Here is a 16,131-nt window from a genome sequence, read left to right on the forward strand (position 1 = left end):
TGCCATGGTGCCGCAGCGGCCGGAGTCCTGGCAGGATCGCGATCCGCTCGTCTGTGCTGGCGTGGACGAGGTGGGACGCGGCTGCCTGTTCGGCCCGGTGTTCGCCTCGGCGGTGATCCTGCCGGCCCAGGCATTCCAGACTCTGGTCTCTGCGGGGCTCACCGACAGCAAGAAGCTCACGGCCCGCCGCCGCGCTGCCTTGGTGCCGCTGATCGAGGCCGAGGCGTTCGCCTGGGCACTCGGTCAGGCCAGTGCTGCCGAGATCGATCGGTATGGCATCCGGCCGGCCACGGAGCGGGCGATGCACCGCGCTCTGCAACGCCTGCCCAGGCGGCCCCAGCTCGTGCTCGTGGATGGCAACCTGCCCCTGCGGGGCTGGTCCGGTGAGCAGCGCGCTTTGGTGGGCGGCGATGCCAGCTGCCCGGCCATTTCGGCGGCGAGCGTGCTCGCCAAGCAGTGCCGCGATGCCCTGCTCGAACGGCTGGCCCTGCAGTTCCCCGGCTATGGCCTCGAACGGCACCGGGGCTATGGCACTGCGCAGCATCGCGCGGCCCTGCAGCGGCTGGGCCCCACCGCGCTGCACCGCCGCAGTTTTCTCAAGCCTGCGTGCACCAGTCGCGGAAGTCCCCCAGCAGCTGCTGCCCCACCCGGGTTCTGATGCCCAGCAGGATGCGGCTGAGCACCGAGTGACCGGTGGCTTCCAGCACCTTGGTGGGAATCAGCTTCAGCAGCGGCGGCTGGCTCACGGTCACCGCCAGGGTGGCCTCCCCCTCCAGACCGGTGTCCGCAGCCTCCAGCCACGACTGCAGGGTGAGCTGGAAGTCGTCGATCAGGCCCAGCCCCTCCAGCTCACAGTCGATGGCGTTGAGTTCGATCCTGCCAGGCTGGCGCCGCACCTGCAGGACCACCACCGGCTGAATCTGCAGTTGGAACACCTGCAGCCGAGTGACGGCGTAGCGGTAGCGACCCGCCTCCAATCGTTCCAGTTGACTGGGATCGAGCAGGGCGCCGATGACGCGCTCCTCATCGTCGAGATAGGGGGGCAGCAGCCCGACCCGATCGCAGTCCTCGGCGGGCAGGGACAGTTTCAGCGACTGGCTGGCGCTGAAGGCCACGGACATGGCCGGCAGGCCGACGCGGCATGATCTTATCGGTCCACCGTGAGCAGTCCCGAGCCCATGCGCCTTGCCTTCCTTGGTCCGACGGGCACCTACGGCGAACAGGCGGCCGGGCATCTGGCGCGCCTGGAGGGCATCGCCGATCCTGAGCTGGTGCCGCAGCGGGAGATCCGTGCTGTGATCCGGGCCCTGGCCGATGGGGACTGTGAGGCGGCGGTGGTGCCGGTGGAAAACTCGGTGGAAGGTGGTGTCACCACCTGCCTGGATGCGCTGTGGGAACATCCCGATCTCACCATTGCCCGGGCGCTGGTGCTGCCCATCCGCCACGCGCTGATGGGCAGCGGCAGCCTGGCCGACATCAGCGAAGTGCTCTCCCACCCCCAGGCCCTGGCCCAGTGCGGCCAGTGGCTCGCGGCCCAGCTGCCGGCAGCTGTGCAGTTGCCGACCAGCTCAACCGCCGAGGCGGCCCGGTTGGTGGCCGGCAGTCGCTTCCGCGGAGCCATTGCGTCGCGCGAAGCCGCCGCCGAGCACGGTCTGGAGGTGCTGGCCTATCCGATCAACGATGTGCCGGGCAACTGCACCCGCTTTCTGCTGTTGCGCCGCGGTCCCCGCGCCCGGACTGGTGCGCTGGCCAGCCTCGCCTTCTCGTTGCAGGCCAATCGCCCCGGCGCGCTGTTGGAGGCCCTGCAGTGCTTCGCCGCCGAGGGTCTCAACATGAGCCGGATCGAATCGCGCCCATCCAAACGGGAGATGGGGGAATACATCTTCTTTGTCGATCTGGAGTTCATCGCGTCGGATCCCACCGACGCCACTGCCCGGCTGGAGCGTGCTCTGGACCGCCTGCGGCCCCTGTGTGAGCACGTCATGCTGTTCGGGGCCTATCCGATCACCAGCCTCGCCGAAGCGGACTCAGCGGATACTGCTGCAGCGGCGACTCCCGCCAACGCAGAGGCCGCCTAGCTGCCTTTCCGGCCGCGGAACACTCCGAACTGCATCATTCCGGTGCGGAAGGCCCAGTCCATCAGCAGCAGGGTCGGCGTTTCCCTCAGGCCCTGCAGGGCGGCGCCTGGGCCAAGGCCCAGCACTGCCCCCGGCCGGCGCACACCCTCGAGGATCGACTCGATCCAGGAGGGTTGCGTCTGGCGGCTCCAGTCGCCGGTGGTGATCTGGATGCCGCCGCCCCAGGGGCTGGTTTCCAGGTTGTGCTGCAGGGACCGGATGCTGGCGAACTCCGGGTGGGCCCATTGCTCGAGCAGCTGGCGCATCACCCACCGCTCCACGCGGTTCAGGTGTCCATCGGTCGGGTCGCGCCGGTTCCAGTCGGCCACCGCCAGCAGGCCCGCCGGTTTCAGCACCCGCAACAGTTCATCGGCGTAGCGCTGCTTGTCCGGCATGTGGGGACCGGCCTCCACGCTCCACACGGCATCGAAGCTGGCGGGCTCCAGATCGAGGGCCAGGGCGTCCATCACCGCAAAGCGGCAGGTGAGTTCAGCTGGCGTGAGGGCCTGGGCACGAGCGATCTGGGCGGGGCTGATGCTGATGCCCAGCACGTTGAAGCCATAGTCGCGGGCCAGGATGCGGGCGCTGCCTCCGATGCCGCAGCCCACGTCGAGCACCCGACTGCCCGGCGGCAGCTGGTCGAGTCCGCTCCAGCGCACCAGCTCATTTACGAAGCTGGCCTTGGCGGCGCGGAAGTCGCACCGGCGCGGCGGATTGCCGTAGTGGCCCAGGTGCACGTGCTCGCCCCAGAGCCGCTCCAGCAGTTGGTCTTCGGTCCAGCGGTCGTAGGCCGCCGCCACGCTGGCGGTGCTGGAGAAGCTGCGCCGTTGGCGCTGCCAGAGCCAGAACGCTCCGACCAGCCCCCCGGCCAGCAGGGCTGTCCCCACGAGGGGCAGGGTCAGATTCGCCATGTTCAGCCCTGGCCGCCAGGCTCGGAGTCTCCTGCTGGATCACCATCGGAGTCCGCGTCGGGCTCACTGTCCCCAAGATCGCGGAAGGTGTCCATCAGAACGGTGCGGGCGGCGAGCTGGCGGCGTGTCTGGTCGAGAAGCTCGTATTCCTGCCGCAGGCGGTCGCCGGTGTCGGTGAGTTCCAGCAGGGCCTGCTGCTCATCGGCCACGGGGCCACCCAGATGGGAACCGATCCAGAACGACAGTTCCCGGGGCAGATCCGGCAGGTCGTTGGGCAGGTGAGCGGGCTTGCCCACCAGCTTGCCGGTCAGTTCGACCACATCCTGCAGGGCCTGGGTCACAGCGGCGGTGAGCGTCTGCAGGTCGTCGTGGCTGCTTGAGACTTCATCCTCGATCCAGCTGACCAGGCCCACCCGGAACGGGGCTTCGCGCACGATTTCCAGCACCCGGAAGCGTTGCTGGCCCATGGTCACGATGTTGCTGCGATCGTCCGGCTGGGTCTGGCAGTGCAGGATTTCGGCGCAGCACCCCACGGACGCCATGCGCTGCTCCTGAGGATCCCAGCGCACCACCCCGAAGCGTCGATCCTCAGCCATCACCGTGCTGAGCAGCATCCGGTAACGCGGCTCGAAGATGTGCAGCGGCAGCACTTCCTGCGGGAACAGCACCACATCGGGCAGCGGGAACAAGGGCAGTTCCCGGATGGTCGGGGTGCTGGTCATGCCGTGATTCCTGCCCAGGTGAAGGGTCGCCCCGCTCCAGCTGGACGGCTGCTGGATGCGCTGGTGCAGCAGGGGCTCGGGACAGGCGGAAAGGCGTGCAACGGGGTGGTCAAGAATGGTTGATCCTAGAAAGAACACCCCCGCCACCGGACGGACCGGCAACGGGGGTGGGTCATCCAGCGGCTGAGAACGCGACAGATTCAGAGCTTGACTTCAATGTCGACGCCACTGGGGAGATCCAGTTTCATCAAGGCGTCGATGGTTTTGGAGGTGGGGCTGTAGATATCGATGATGCGGCGGTGGGTGCGGGTTTCGAAGTGCTCGCGGGAATCCTTGTCCACGTGGGGGGAGCGCAGCACGCAGTAGATCTTGCGCTTGGTTGGCAGGGGAATCGGGCCGATGGCCGTGGCAGCGGTGTGATCGGCTGTTTCGATGATTTTTTCGCAGGAGAGATCCAGCATGCGGCGGTCAAAGGCCTTCAGACGGATGCGGATCTTCTGCTGGGCGATGGCAGTGGACATGGAGGGGCGCGCAGGAAACCCGACCTGACAGGGTCGGCGGGAGGGGTGAGTTGTCGAGGTGCACAAAAAGGGGCGGGGTTTTGGGCCCCGACCCCTTCAACCTAGATCAGAAGCGGCGGCAAGCCGGTTCAGGCGACGATCTTGGAGACCACGCCGGCACCGATGGTGCGACCACCTTCGCGGATGGCGAAGCGCATGCCCTGCTCAATGGCAACCGGGCAGATCAGCTCGGCACTCATCTTGATGCGGTCGCCGGGCATGACCATTTCCACGTTCTCACCTTCATCGGAGGTGAAGGCGGTGATCTGACCGGTCACATCCGTGGTGCGGATGTAGAACTGCGGGCGATAACCGGCGAAGAAGGGGGTGTGACGGCCGCCTTCTTCCTTCTTCAGCACATACACCTCGCCCTCGAACTTGGTGTGGGGCTTGATCGAGTTGGGCTTGACGAGCACCATGCCGCGCTCGATGTCTTCCTTCTGGATGCCACGCAGCAACAGGCCGACGTTGTCGCCTGCCATGCCCTCGTCGAGCAGCTTGCGGAACATTTCGACCCCGGTCACGGTGGTCTCGCGGGTGTCGCGGATGCCCACGATCTGGACTGTCTCACCCACTTTGACCTTGCCGCGCTCAATCCGGCCGGTGGCGACGGTGCCGCGACCGGTGATCGAGAACACGTCTTCGATCGCCATCAGGAACGGCTTGTCGATCTCGCGCTCGGGCTCGGGGATGGCCTCGTCAACGGCATCCATCAGGTCGAGGATCTTGTCGACCCACTCGTCTTCACCACGCACGGCCTTCTTGCCGCCCTGGATGTACTCCAGGGCTTTGAGGGCGGAGCCAGCAACAATCGGGATGTCATCGCCGGGGAAGTCGTAGCTGCTCAGCAGCTCACGCATCTCCAGTTCGACGAGTTCGAGGATTTCCTCGTCGTCGACCATGTCCTTCTTGTTGAGGAAGACCACCAGGGCGGGCACACCCACCTGCTTGGCCAGCAGGATGTGCTCCTTGGTCTGGGCCATCGGGCCGTCGGTGGCGGCCACCACCAGGATGGCGCCGTCCATCTGGGCGGCACCGGTGATCATGTTCTTCACATAATCGGCGTGGCCCGGGCAGTCGACGTGGGCATAGTGCCGCTTGTCGGTTTCGTACTCGACGTGGGCGGTATTGATCGTGATGCCCCGCTCTTTCTCTTCGGGAGCGCCGTCGATTTCGTCGTAGGCCTGGGCCTTGGCCATGCCCTGGGACGCCAGCACGTTGGTGATGGCAGCCGTCAGGGTGGTTTTGCCGTGGTCAACATGGCCGATGGTGCCGATGTTGACGTGAGGCTTGTTCCTTTCGAACTTCTCGCGAGCCATGGAAGGGAAGAATCGGGGGGGTTAGTGAGTAGAGAAAAGATCAGGAATTGCCCTGATTCTTGGAGATGATGGCCTCGGCCACGTTGCGAGGAACTTCCTCGTAATGGCTGAATTCCATCGAGAAGATACCCCGACCCTGGGTCATGGATCGGAGCTGGGTGGCGTAGCCGAACATCTCGGCCAACGGTACCTTGGCCTGCACCTTGGACTGTCCGTCATCGACGGACTGCCCCTCCACCTGGCCGCGGCGGGAGGAGAGGTCACCGATGATCGAGCCGAGGAAATCCTCGGGAACTTCGACCTCGACCTTCATCATCGGTTCAAGCAGTACGGGATTGCACTTCTTGACGCCGTCTTTGAAGGCCAGCGACCCGGCGATCTTGAAGGCCATTTCCGACGAGTCCACATCATGGTAGGACCCGTCGACCATCGTGACCCGCACATCGATCATCGGGAAGCCCGCGATCACGCCTGACTGGCAGGTCTCCTTCATGCCCTGTTCGGCAGGGCCGATGTACTCCTTCGGCACGATGCCGCCAACAATCTTGTTGACGAACTCGAAGCCGGAACCCGGCTCTCCAGGCTCCATTTCGATCACCACGTGGCCATACTGGCCCTTGCCTCCGGTCTGGCGGGCAAATTTGCCCTCACCTTTGGAGCTGGCGCGAATGGTTTCCCGATAGGAGACCTGAGGGGCGCCGATGTTGGCCTCCACCTTGAATTCGCGCAGCATCCGGTCCACAAGGATTTCCAGATGGAGTTCGCCCATGCCGGCGATCACGGTCTGGTTGGTTTCCGGATCGGTGCGGACCCGGAAGGTGGGATCTTCTTCTGAAAGCGACTGCAAGGCTTTGGAGAGCTTCTCCATATCGCCCTTGGTCTTGGGCTCCACAGCCACCGAGATCACAGGCTCGGGAATGTAGAGAGATTCCAGGATGATCGGATCGTTTTCCACACAGAGTGTATCTCCGGTGGTGGTGTCCTTCAGGCCAAGAACGGCGCCAAGATCGCCGGCACGAAGTTCATCAACTTCCTCACGATCATCGGCCTTGAGAATGATCAGGCGGGAGATGCGCTCTTTTTTGTCCTTGGTGGAATTGAGTACGTAACTGCCTTTCTGTAGAACACCCGAATACATGCGGATGAACGTCAGTTTGCCGAAGGGATCGGCCATCACCTTGAAGGCAAGGGCGCTGAAGGGAGCGCTGTCGTCCGAGGGCCGCAGGGCCTCGGTGCCATCGGGCAGCAGGCCTTGAATGGGGGGAACGTCAATCGGCGCGGGCAGGTAATCCACCACGGCGTCGAGCAGCAGCTGAACCCCTTTATTCTTGAACGCTGAACCACAGAGCATCGGCACGAGGCCGTGCTTGAGAACGCCTTCACGAATCCCTTTGTGCAGCTGGGCTTCAGTCAGCTCGCCTGTCTCGAGGAAGACTTCAAGAAGCTCCTCATCGTTTTCGGCGACTGATTCCATCAGCTTTTCACGCCAAGTCGCGACTTCATCGGCCATGGAGGCGGGGATATCAGCCTCCTCAATATCCTTGCCGAGGTCATCTTTATAGATATAAGCCTTGTTCTTCACCAGGTCGACGATGCCGCTCAGTTCGCCTTCAGCGCCGATCGGCAGCTGGATCGGGGCGGCATTGGCCTTGAGGCGATCCTTGATCTGGCCATAGACCTTGAGGAAATCAGCGCCGGTGCGGTCCATCTTGTTGACGAACACCATGCGGGGAACTTTGTAGCGGTCCGCCTGACGCCACACTGTTTCCGACTGGGGCTGAACGCCACCGACCGCGCAGAAGACCGCAATCACGCCATCCAGCACTCGCATGGAGCGCTCCACCTCAATGGTGAAGTCCACGTGACCGGGGGTGTCAATGATGTTGATGCGGTGGTCTTTCCAGCTGGTGGAAATGGCCGCCGCGGTGATCGTGATGCCCCGCTCCCGCTCCTGGGCCATCCAGTCGGTGACAGCAGCGCCGTCGTGCACCTCGCCCATCTTGTGGACGACGCCCGAATAAAACAGGATCCGTTCGGTCGTTGTGGTCTTGCCCGCGTCGATATGGGCAGCGATACCAATATTTCTGACGCGTTCCAGGGGGTAGGCGCGGGCCACGGGGACTGTCTCCGAAGGGGGTCGTGAAAAATGCGGGACTTACTTTACAAAGCGGCCGAACGGTCAGGCGCAGGCCGATCCGATGGGGCACACGTGTCATCCCAGAGATCCGGCCGCAACAGGATCTCTGCGTGGGGTCGCCTCAGTAGCGGTAGTGGGCGAAAGCCTTGTTGGCCTCGGCCATCTTGTGGGTTTCTTCGCGCTTGCGTACGGCGCTGCCGGCCTCATTGGCGGCATCCATCAGTTCACCGGCCAGTTTCTGAGCCATGCTGCGGCCGTTGCGGGCCCTGGAATAATTGACCAGCCAGCGCAGGGCCATGGCGGTGCCCCGCTCCTGACGCACTTCCATGGGGACCTGATAGGTGGCACCACCGACCCGGCGGGCCCGCACCTCCACCAGGGGAGTGGCATTGCGCACGGCGGTTTCGAACAGTTCCAGCGGATCAGTGCCGGTGCGCTCGTTGATCAGCGTGAAGGCGTCGGAAAGAATCCGCTGAGCGGTCGACTTCTTGCCGTGCTTCATCAGGCGCGCCACGATCATCGAGGCGAGGCGGCTGTTGAACTGGGGATCGGGAAGAACCGGGCGCTTCTCGGCGGCGTTACGGCGGGACATGGACCTGGGTTAGGGGCGGGGGGCAGGAGATGAGGAGGGTCTGAGAACGATCAGCCCTTCGGGGTCTTGGCGCCGTATTTCGAACGGCTCTGGCGACGATCCTTCACGCCTGCGGTATCGAGGGTGCCGCGGATGATGTGGTAACGAACGCCTGGCAGATCTTTGACACGGCCGCCGCGGATCAGCACGACGGAGTGCTCCTGCAGGTTGTGGCCGATGCCGGGGATGTAAGCGGTCACCTCAAAGCCCGAGGTGAGCCGCACGCGAGCCACCTTGCGCAGAGCTGAGTTGGGCTTCTTGGGGGTGGAGGTGTACACGCGGGTGCACACACCACGCCGCTCGGGGCAGGCGCGCAGGGCCGGAGACTTGGTCTTGCGGGTCAAGCGCTGCCGTTCGGTGCGGATCAGCTGCTGAATGGTGGGCATCGAGGGCCTTAGTGCTTCTCGGGGAGGACTGGTCGGACGTCCGACCGATTTCGACAATCCGCCACATTACTGGGTCGTCGGACGCTCCTCTGACGAACGGCTGAAGGCGGCCCCACAGGCGCAGGCACGGATGCTGCCAACGGGTCGGATCAGAAAGCCTCCGCCACTGAGGTCGCCGCGGTAATCCAGGCTGAGGCCTGTCAGCAGCCCTTGCTGGTCGGCGGGTGCGAACAGGGTGATGCCATCGGCCCGGGCGATCGGCGTGCCCGCCAGATGGCCCGGGCGCAGGCGGATCGCCCAGCGCTCGCAGCTGCCGTCGATCAGATCCAGATGCATCATCCCGGGGGTGCCGGCGACGGCGGCCTGGCGTCCCAGTTCTGCCGCCGCCGCCGCCGTCAGGCGCAGGCTGTGACCCTTGGGCATGGGCGGAGATGCGACAGGCTAAGCGTGGATCCAGTGTGCCAGTTGCCCACGCCCGAGTTCAGGGTGCTGCGGTCTCGATCCGGGCCATGGGGCGACCTCCGGGCACCAGGCCGAGGCCGTTGTGCACCGAGCCCGCCACGCCCCGGCCCTTGACCGTGTGCTGCCCGCCCATGACCAGCCCGGTGGAGCTGCCTCCATCGAGATTGAGCGCATCGCGCAGGCCCATCTGCTGGAGCACCCAGGCGGTTTCGCTGAGGGTGGGCCCGGCCTGATCCACCCCCTCCAGGGTGACCAGCCAGAGTCGTCGACCGTCGCTGCCGACCACGGTGCGGGGGGCTCCCTGGCGCAGGAAGGCATCGCCGAAGCCCTCGGCGGTTCCGTTCAGCACCACCCGGCCGTTCTGCAGCAGCAACGGCCCGCCTCCCATGACAGAGCCGGCCTGCCCAAGGGTGGAACTGGGCCGGCTGTCGATCTGCAGACGCTCCCCCGGGCTCCAGGGAAGGGGCGCTCCGGCGCGGGCCACCAGCAGGGAACTGCCCTCGGGCAGGGGGATGCCGCGTGCTAGAGCCGTGCCGTCGAAGAGTTGGGTCACGACACCGTTCTGAATCAGGGCCCCTGACTCAGAGCCGCTCAGAGCCTGGTAAGCGGCTCCCCAGTCGGCGGTGTAGCGGCTCAGGCCGCGCTGCACATAGCCGCTGTTGAGCACCGTCAGGGGTGTGCGCCTGCCGTTGGCGTCGATCACCCATTCCTGCAGTTGCAGCCGGCCGAACTGGGGCAGCTGCTGGCCGCTCCAGGCCATCACACCGCGGTTGAGAATCGGCCCCGACAGCCAGCGGCCACCCTCCTTGAGGGCCCCGAGCGGCAGGCGGCGCACCCGATTGAAGTAGCCACCGTTGATCGCCACCAGGGCGTCCTGCTGGCGTGCCAGATCCGACAGGGAGCTGAGTCCCTGCATGCCGTCACTGCGGGTGAGGGTCCGCAGCTGCAGTGAGCTGGCCGCCGGATCCATCACGACACTGTTGATCCGCAGATTGCGGCCGGCCACCGTGCGGGTCTGGCGGTCCCAGCGGAGGTCGCGGCCCAGCAGCGCCTGAAGCCGTGGATCGATCGGTGCAGGCTTGGCGGCAGGGGCGCCCGAGGAGCTGGCAGCGGCGCCATCGCCGGCCAGATCGACCACCAGGCGGTGTGGGGTGCCGAGGGTGAAGAGTTTGCTCAGGCGGGTGCCTGCGCTGACGCCCAGCTCGACGCCGCCTCTGCGAGCACGGGGTTGAAGGCCCAGGGCGGCGAGCTGGCGGAGCTGGTCGGGGGACCCTTCGAGCGCCACAAAGAGCCGGCTTCCCTCCTGCCGGACCAGGGCAGGCGCGTTGAGATCGAGAACGACCCGGCGTGTGCCGTCTGGGGTGGAGCTGCGCAGACCGAGGAGGGCCGCCGGCGGTAATTCCAGGTGGAGAGCGTCTCCCACGACGCGCGTCTGAACCCCAACCGCGTTCAGCAGGGGCAGCACGTTCACGGCGACCTCGTCGTCGAGGCTGCGCTGGTCCACCGCCGGCACCACCAAGGGGCGGCCGTACCACTCCAGATCGAGGGTGCCGCCGTCGATGGTGCGGCTGCTCACACCGAGTTGCCCCTGGAGAACCTCCAGCGGCAGCCACAGTTCCGAGCTGCCGGCAGGCGATTGCCGCGATTCCCAGCGGGCCTGCTGACGCTGGCCGTTGATCACCACGGCCGTACCTGTGCTGGCGCGCTGGGCTACGGATCGGATCTGCCCCAACCACGGCTGAGCCGAGCGGCTGGGGGTGGGCGGAGCGTCCGGAAGTCGCGTGGATTCAGCAGTCAGGACCGGTGGCGCCGGTAGCGAGGCCAGCGCCTGGGGCAAGGCCGCCACGGAATCGGCGGCGAGCAGGAGCAGCAACGGGGCCAGGACCATGGCGGGCTGCGGCAGAGGGCGGAAACCTAACCCTGATGGATGAGGTGTGCCGCACTGCAAGGATCCGTGAGCGTGCAGGACGCCCCTGGTGGAACCAGCCGCGACAACGGGTGCCTCGGCGGAACCGGTGGGTCGCGATTGGAACGGCGTCAGGGGTGCAACTTCGGTAGTGTCAGTCCCTACGATGGACCGTTCTGCGTATCGCCGGGGCCATACCGCCATCGGTCTTAGCAGTCGCACGTCGTGTCCGCAGGTCCCGTCCAGCGTTATGCCCCGTTACACCCAGCCCGTTTGGCCCCATTGCGACAGCCCGGCGCCGGCGGCCGTGGCCGGGGAGAAGGATGCCTGCGGTGTCGGTTTTCTGGCGCACCTCAATGGTGAGCCGAGCCACTGGGTCCTGCAGCAGGCCCTGCGAGGGCTCGAATGCATGGAACACCGCGGTGGCTGTGGCGGTGACAGTGATTCCGGCGACGGCGCCGGGCTGCTCTGTGGCATTCCCTGGGGTTATCTCGAGGCCGTCTGGCCCGAGGCGGCAGCGGCGGAGGGGAGTGTGCGCGGACTGGGCATGGTGTTCATGCCGGCAGATGCAGGCCTGCGGGATCAGGCCCGTCACTTCTGCGAGCAGGAGGCTGAGCGGCTGGATCTGCGCTCGCTTGGCTGGCGGAAGGTGCCTGTTGCTCCTGAGGTGCTGGGGGTTCTGGCGCGCCAGACTGCACCGGCCATCGAGCAGTGGCTGCTCGCGTCCGACCAGGATGGTGACGCCCTTGAGGCCCTGCTGTTTCGCCTGCGCCGCCGCATCGGCGACCGGGCTCGCGAAGCCTGGGGCCCCGGCCCGAACGACCTTTATTTCGCCTCCCTCAGTGGTCGCACCGTTGTTTACAAAGGCATGGTGCGTTCCGCCGTGCTGGCCGCCTTCTACGGCGACCTGCGGGATCCGCGCTTCGCGGTGAGCTTCGCGGTCTATCACCGCCGCTTCAGCACCAACACCTTGCCCCGCTGGCCCCTGGCGCAGCCGATGCGGCTGCTGGGCCATAACGGCGAGATCAACACTCTGCTGGGAAATCTCAACTGGGCCCGGGCTGCTGAAGCCCACCTCGAGGACGCATGGGGTGACAGCGCCGCGGACATCCGGCCGGTGGTGAACGCCGCCTTCAGCGATTCGGCCAACCTTGATGCCACCCTTGAGCTGATGGTGCGCAGCGGTCGGCCGATCACCGACAGCCTGCTGACCCTGGTGCCGGAAGCCTTCCTCAACCAGCCCGAGCTGGAGAGCCGCCCGGCCATCCAGGCGATGTATGAATTCAACTCCTGTCTGCAGGAGCCCTGGGACGGTCCTGCCCTGCTTGTCTTCACCGATGGTCGCAGTGTCGGCGCCACTCTCGACCGCAACGGCCTGCGGCCGGCCCGCTACTGCATCACCACCGATGGCTATGTGGTGATGGGCTCGGAGACCGGTGTGGTGGATCTGGAGGAGAGCCGCATCCTGGAGAAAGGGCGGCTCGGCCCCGGCCAGATGCTGGCGGTGGATCTCGAGAACGGCCGCCTCCTCCACAACTGGGAGGTGAAGGAGGAAGCGGCGGCCCGTCACCCCTATGGCGCCTGGCTGGCTGAGCACCGTCGCAGCCTGTTGCCGCAGCCCTGGGAGCAGGAGCAGCGTCTCGGAGATCTGGACCTGCTGCAGCACCAGACCGCCTTCGGTTTCAGCGCCGAAGACCTGGACCTGGTGATCGAGGACATGGCCGGAGCGGCGAAGGAGCCCACCTACTGCATGGGTGACGACATCCCGCTGGCCGTGCTCTCCAGTAAGCCCCACCTGTTGTTCGACTATTTCAAGCAACGTTTCGCCCAGGTCACCAACCCGCCGATCGACCCGCTGCGGGAAAAGCTGGTGATGAGCCTCGAGATGTTCCTGGGGCGGCGGGGGTCCGCCCTGAAGCCCGAGCCGCAGGCGGCCTCCGGGCTCCATCTCGAGACCCCCGTCCTCAATGAGGCCGAACTCGCTGACCTGGGTGCTCATCACATCCCTCTGGGCACCCTCTCCACCCTCTATGCCGTGACCGCTGGCCCCGCTGGCCTTGAGGTGGCTGTGCGGCGCCTGAGGGATGCCGCTGCCGAAGCGGTGCGGAACGGCTGCCAGATCCTGGTGCTCTCCGATCGGCAGGGTCCTGAGGGTGGATCCGCCGGGATTGGGTCGACGATCACCTACATCCCCCCTCTGCTGGCGGTGGGCGCGGTACACCATCACTTGCTCAACCTCGGGCTGCGGCTGCGCTGTTCCCTGGTGGTCGACACGGCCCAGTGCTGGACGACTCACCACCTCGCCTGCCTGATCGGCTATGGCGCCAGTGCTGTCTGCCCCTGGCTTGCGTTTGAAACCACCCGCCACTGGCTGGCCCACCCCAAGACCCAGTCGCTGATCGAGCGCGGCAAGCTGCCCGCCCTCAGCGTGGACCAGGCCCAGGCGAACGTGCGCAAGGCTCTCGAAGATGGCCTGCGCAAGATCCTCTCCAAGATCGGCATCTCCCTGCTGGCCAGCTATCACGGCGCCCAGATCTTCGAGGCGATCGGCATCGGCGCCGATCTGATCGAGCTGGCCTTCAAGGGCACCACCAGCCGCGTCGCCGGTCTGAGCCTCACCGATCTGGCCTGCGAGACCCTGGCCTTCCACGCCAAGGCCTATCCCGAACTCAACCGCACCAAGCTGGAGTTCATGGGCTTTGTGCAGTACCGCACTGGCGGCGAGTTCCATCTCAACAGCCCGGAGATGGCCAAGGCCTTGCACGCCGCTGTGAAGCAAGGTCCTGGGTACGACCATTTCTCCACCTACAAGACCCTGCTGGAGAATCGTCCGGTCACGGCCCTGAGGGATCTGCTCCAGTTGCGACCGGCTCCTGAACCCCTGCCCCTGGATCAGGTGGAGAGCGTCGAGAGCATCTGCAGCCGCTTCTGCACCGGTGGCATGAGCCTGGGGGCCCTCTCGCGGGAGGCCCACGAGGTGCTGGCGATCGCGATGAACCGCATCGGTGGCAAGAGCAACAGTGGCGAGGGCGGTGAGGATCCTGCCCGCTTCCGGCCCCTCGCCGATGTGGACGATCAGGGCCACTCGGCCACTCTCTCCACCATCCGCGGCCTTCGCCGCGGAGACTCGGCCAATTCGGCGATCAAGCAGATCGCTTCGGGGCGCTTCGGTGTGACTCCCGAGTATCTCCGCAGCGGCAGCCAGCTGGAAATCAAGGTGGCCCAGGGCGCGAAGCCCGGCGAGGGTGGTCAGTTGCCGGGGCCCAAGGTGGACCCCTACATCGCCTGGCTTCGCAACAGCAAGCCCGGCGTGGCCTTGATCTCGCCGCCGCCTCACCACGACATCTATTCGATCGAGGATCTGGCCCAGCTGATTCACGACCTTCACCAGGTACATCCCGCCGCCAAGGTGAGCGTCAAGCTGGTGTCTGAGATTGGAATCGGCACCATTGCTGCCGGCGTGGCCAAGGCCAACGCCGACGTGATTCAGATCTCCGGCCACGATGGCGGCACCGGAGCCTCACCGCTGAGCTCGATCAAACATGCCGGCAGCCCCTGGGAGCTGGGGCTCACTGAAGTGCACCGCAGCCTGCTGGAGAACGGCCTGCGCGATCGGGTTCTGCTGCGCGCCGATGGAGGCCTCAAGACCGGCTGGGATGTGCTGATCGCCGCCCTGCTCGGCGCCGAGGAATACGGATTCGGCTCGGTGGCGATGATCGCCGAGGGCTGCATCATGGCCCGCGTCTGCCACACCAACAACTGTCCGGTGGGGGTGGCAACCCAGAAGGAGGCCCTGCGTCAACGCTTCACCGGTCTGCCCGAGCATGTGGTGAGCTTCTTCCTGTTTATCGCTGAAGAAGTGCGCCAGTTGCTCAGCGTGCTCGGAGTGGCTCGCCTGGAGCACCTGATCGGCCGGACCGATCTGCTTGAGATGCGCGACGTGGCACTGGCCAAGACCGGATCGCTGGATCTCTCCTGTCTGCTGGCTCCGATTGAGGCTGCTGCTGACCGCATCTGGCTTCGCCATGACGGCCAGGCCCACGGCAACGGTCCGGTGCTGGAAGACCAGCTGCTGGCTGACCCCGCCGTGATGGCGGCCATCGACGGCCATGGTGCGGTGGTTCGCACCCTGCCGATCGTGAACACTGATCGCAGTGTGGGTGCCCGCCTCTCCGGCGAGATTGCCGCCCGCTACGGCAACACGGGCTTTGGTGGTCGTGTCGATCTCAGTTTCGACGGTGCCGCCGGCCAGAGCTTCGGCGCTTTCCTGCTGAAGGGCATGACACTGCGGCTGGTGGGCGAGGCCAACGATTACGTCGGCAAGGGCATCAACGGCGGTCGCATCACCGTGGTGCCCCCAGCTGGGGTGCATGACCCTGGCAGCCAGGTGATCCTCGGCAACACCTGCCTCTACGGGGCCACCGGTGGCGAGCTGTTCGCCCTGGGCCGCGCCGGTGAGCGCTTCGCCGTGCGCAACAGCGGTGCCGCCACCGTGGTGGAGGGTGCCGGTGACCACTGCTGCGAATACATGACCGGTGGCGTGGTGGTGGTGCTGGGCAGCACTGGCCGCAACGTGGCTGCCGGCATGACCGGCGGTGTGGCGTTCCTGCTGGACGAAGACGACGCCTTGCGCGATCGTCTCAATCCGGAGATCGTCGCCCTCTGCGACCTCACCACCCCTGAGCAGGAGGCCCTGCTGCGGCCCTTGCTGGAGGCCCATCTGGAGGCAACCGGCAGCAGCCGGGCGGCCCAGATCCTGGCCGATTGGCCCAGCTGGAAGCCTCGCTTCAAGGTGCTGGTGCCCCCCAGTGAGAAGGCCAACCTTGGCCTGACCGAACGGGAGGCAGTGGCCGCCTGAGTGGCTGTGTCCACTGCGGTCACGACATGGATTCACTCTCCCCGGATGGATTCACTGTCCCGGGAGGGACAGTTGCTTCCTGTCCATTGACCATCCTGCTGCCACTCCGGTGATGGACCAGC

The 16,131-nt window shown here is 65.9% G+C and carries 13 protein-coding genes; 3 read left to right on the top strand and 10 right to left on the bottom strand.

The window, feature by feature from the left end; genetic code table 11:
* Positions 1-4: 4 nt before the first annotated feature.
* Entirely contained in the window at positions 5-658 is a 654-nt protein-coding gene (locus VB716_RS09190; protein ID WP_197172153.1) for a ribonuclease HII, read from the top strand.
* Here VB716_RS09190 and VB716_RS09195 read toward each other — a convergent pair.
* Positions 597-1,121, bottom strand: coding sequence for a DUF1997 domain-containing protein (locus VB716_RS09195; protein ID WP_197157130.1), 525 nt, complete (start codon positions 1,119-1,121; stop codon positions 597-599). The genes VB716_RS09190 and VB716_RS09195 overlap by 62 nt on opposite strands.
* Positions 1,122-1,178: 57 nt before the next feature.
* Between VB716_RS09195 and pheA the strand changes: the two genes are divergently transcribed.
* Positions 1,179-2,078, top strand: coding sequence for a prephenate dehydratase (gene pheA / locus VB716_RS09200; protein ID WP_197158910.1), 900 nt, complete (start codon positions 1,179-1,181; stop codon positions 2,076-2,078).
* On the opposite strand, the gene VB716_RS09205 is transcribed toward pheA, so the two are convergent.
* The 9 genes from VB716_RS09205 to VB716_RS09245 form a co-directional block, all read right to left on the bottom strand.
* A complete protein-coding gene (locus VB716_RS09205; RefSeq protein ID WP_197171694.1) occupies positions 2,075-3,028 on the bottom strand; it encodes a methyltransferase domain-containing protein in 954 nt (317 codons plus the stop codon). The genes pheA and VB716_RS09205 overlap by 4 nt on opposite strands.
* A 2-nt stretch (positions 3,029-3,030) precedes the next feature.
* On the bottom strand, positions 3,031-3,750 hold the full coding sequence (locus VB716_RS09210) for an LON peptidase substrate-binding domain-containing protein (protein WP_197157126.1): 720 nt from the start codon (positions 3,748-3,750) through the stop codon (positions 3,031-3,033).
* A 200-nt stretch (positions 3,751-3,950) separates the two neighbouring features.
* Positions 3,951-4,271: a 30S ribosomal protein S10 gene (gene rpsJ, locus VB716_RS09215; RefSeq protein WP_197157124.1), complete on the bottom strand. Its 321-nt coding sequence runs from the start codon at positions 4,269-4,271 to the stop codon at positions 3,951-3,953.
* A 128-nt stretch (positions 4,272-4,399) separates the two neighbouring features.
* On the bottom strand, positions 4,400-5,629 hold the full coding sequence (gene tuf, locus VB716_RS09220) for an elongation factor Tu (protein ID WP_197157122.1): 1,230 nt from the start codon (positions 5,627-5,629) through the stop codon (positions 4,400-4,402).
* 40 nt (positions 5,630-5,669) lie between these two features.
* Positions 5,670-7,745, bottom strand: a complete 2,076-nt coding sequence (gene fusA / locus VB716_RS09225; RefSeq protein WP_197157120.1) for an elongation factor G — start codon at positions 7,743-7,745, stop codon at positions 5,670-5,672.
* A gap of 142 nt (positions 7,746-7,887) precedes the next feature.
* Positions 7,888-8,358, bottom strand: a complete 471-nt coding sequence (gene rpsG / locus VB716_RS09230) for a 30S ribosomal protein S7 (protein WP_197157118.1) — start codon at positions 8,356-8,358, stop codon at positions 7,888-7,890.
* Positions 8,359-8,408: 50 nt separating this feature from the next.
* Complete coding sequence (gene rpsL, locus VB716_RS09235) at positions 8,409-8,783, bottom strand: 30S ribosomal protein S12 (protein ID WP_197157116.1); 375 nt, start codon at positions 8,781-8,783, stop codon at positions 8,409-8,411.
* Positions 8,784-8,849: 66 nt separating this feature from the next.
* Positions 8,850-9,206 (bottom strand): AIR synthase, encoded by a 357-nt coding sequence (locus tag VB716_RS09240; protein WP_197157114.1) that lies wholly within the window; start codon positions 9,204-9,206, stop codon positions 8,850-8,852.
* A gap of 58 nt (positions 9,207-9,264) precedes the next feature.
* Positions 9,265-11,133: a phosphodiester glycosidase family protein gene (locus VB716_RS09245; protein WP_197171696.1), complete on the bottom strand. Its 1,869-nt coding sequence runs from the start codon at positions 11,131-11,133 to the stop codon at positions 9,265-9,267.
* A gap of 268 nt (positions 11,134-11,401) precedes the next feature.
* Between VB716_RS09245 and gltB the strand changes: the two genes are divergently transcribed.
* Entirely contained in the window at positions 11,402-16,009 is a 4,608-nt protein-coding gene (gltB, locus tag VB716_RS09250; protein WP_322757710.1) for a glutamate synthase large subunit, read from the top strand.
* Positions 16,010-16,131 lie beyond the last annotated feature (122 nt).

The sequence above is a fragment of the Synechococcus sp. CCY9201 genome, assembly GCF_034931105.1.
Lineage (GTDB): Bacteria > Cyanobacteriota > Cyanobacteriia > PCC-6307 > Cyanobiaceae > CBW1002.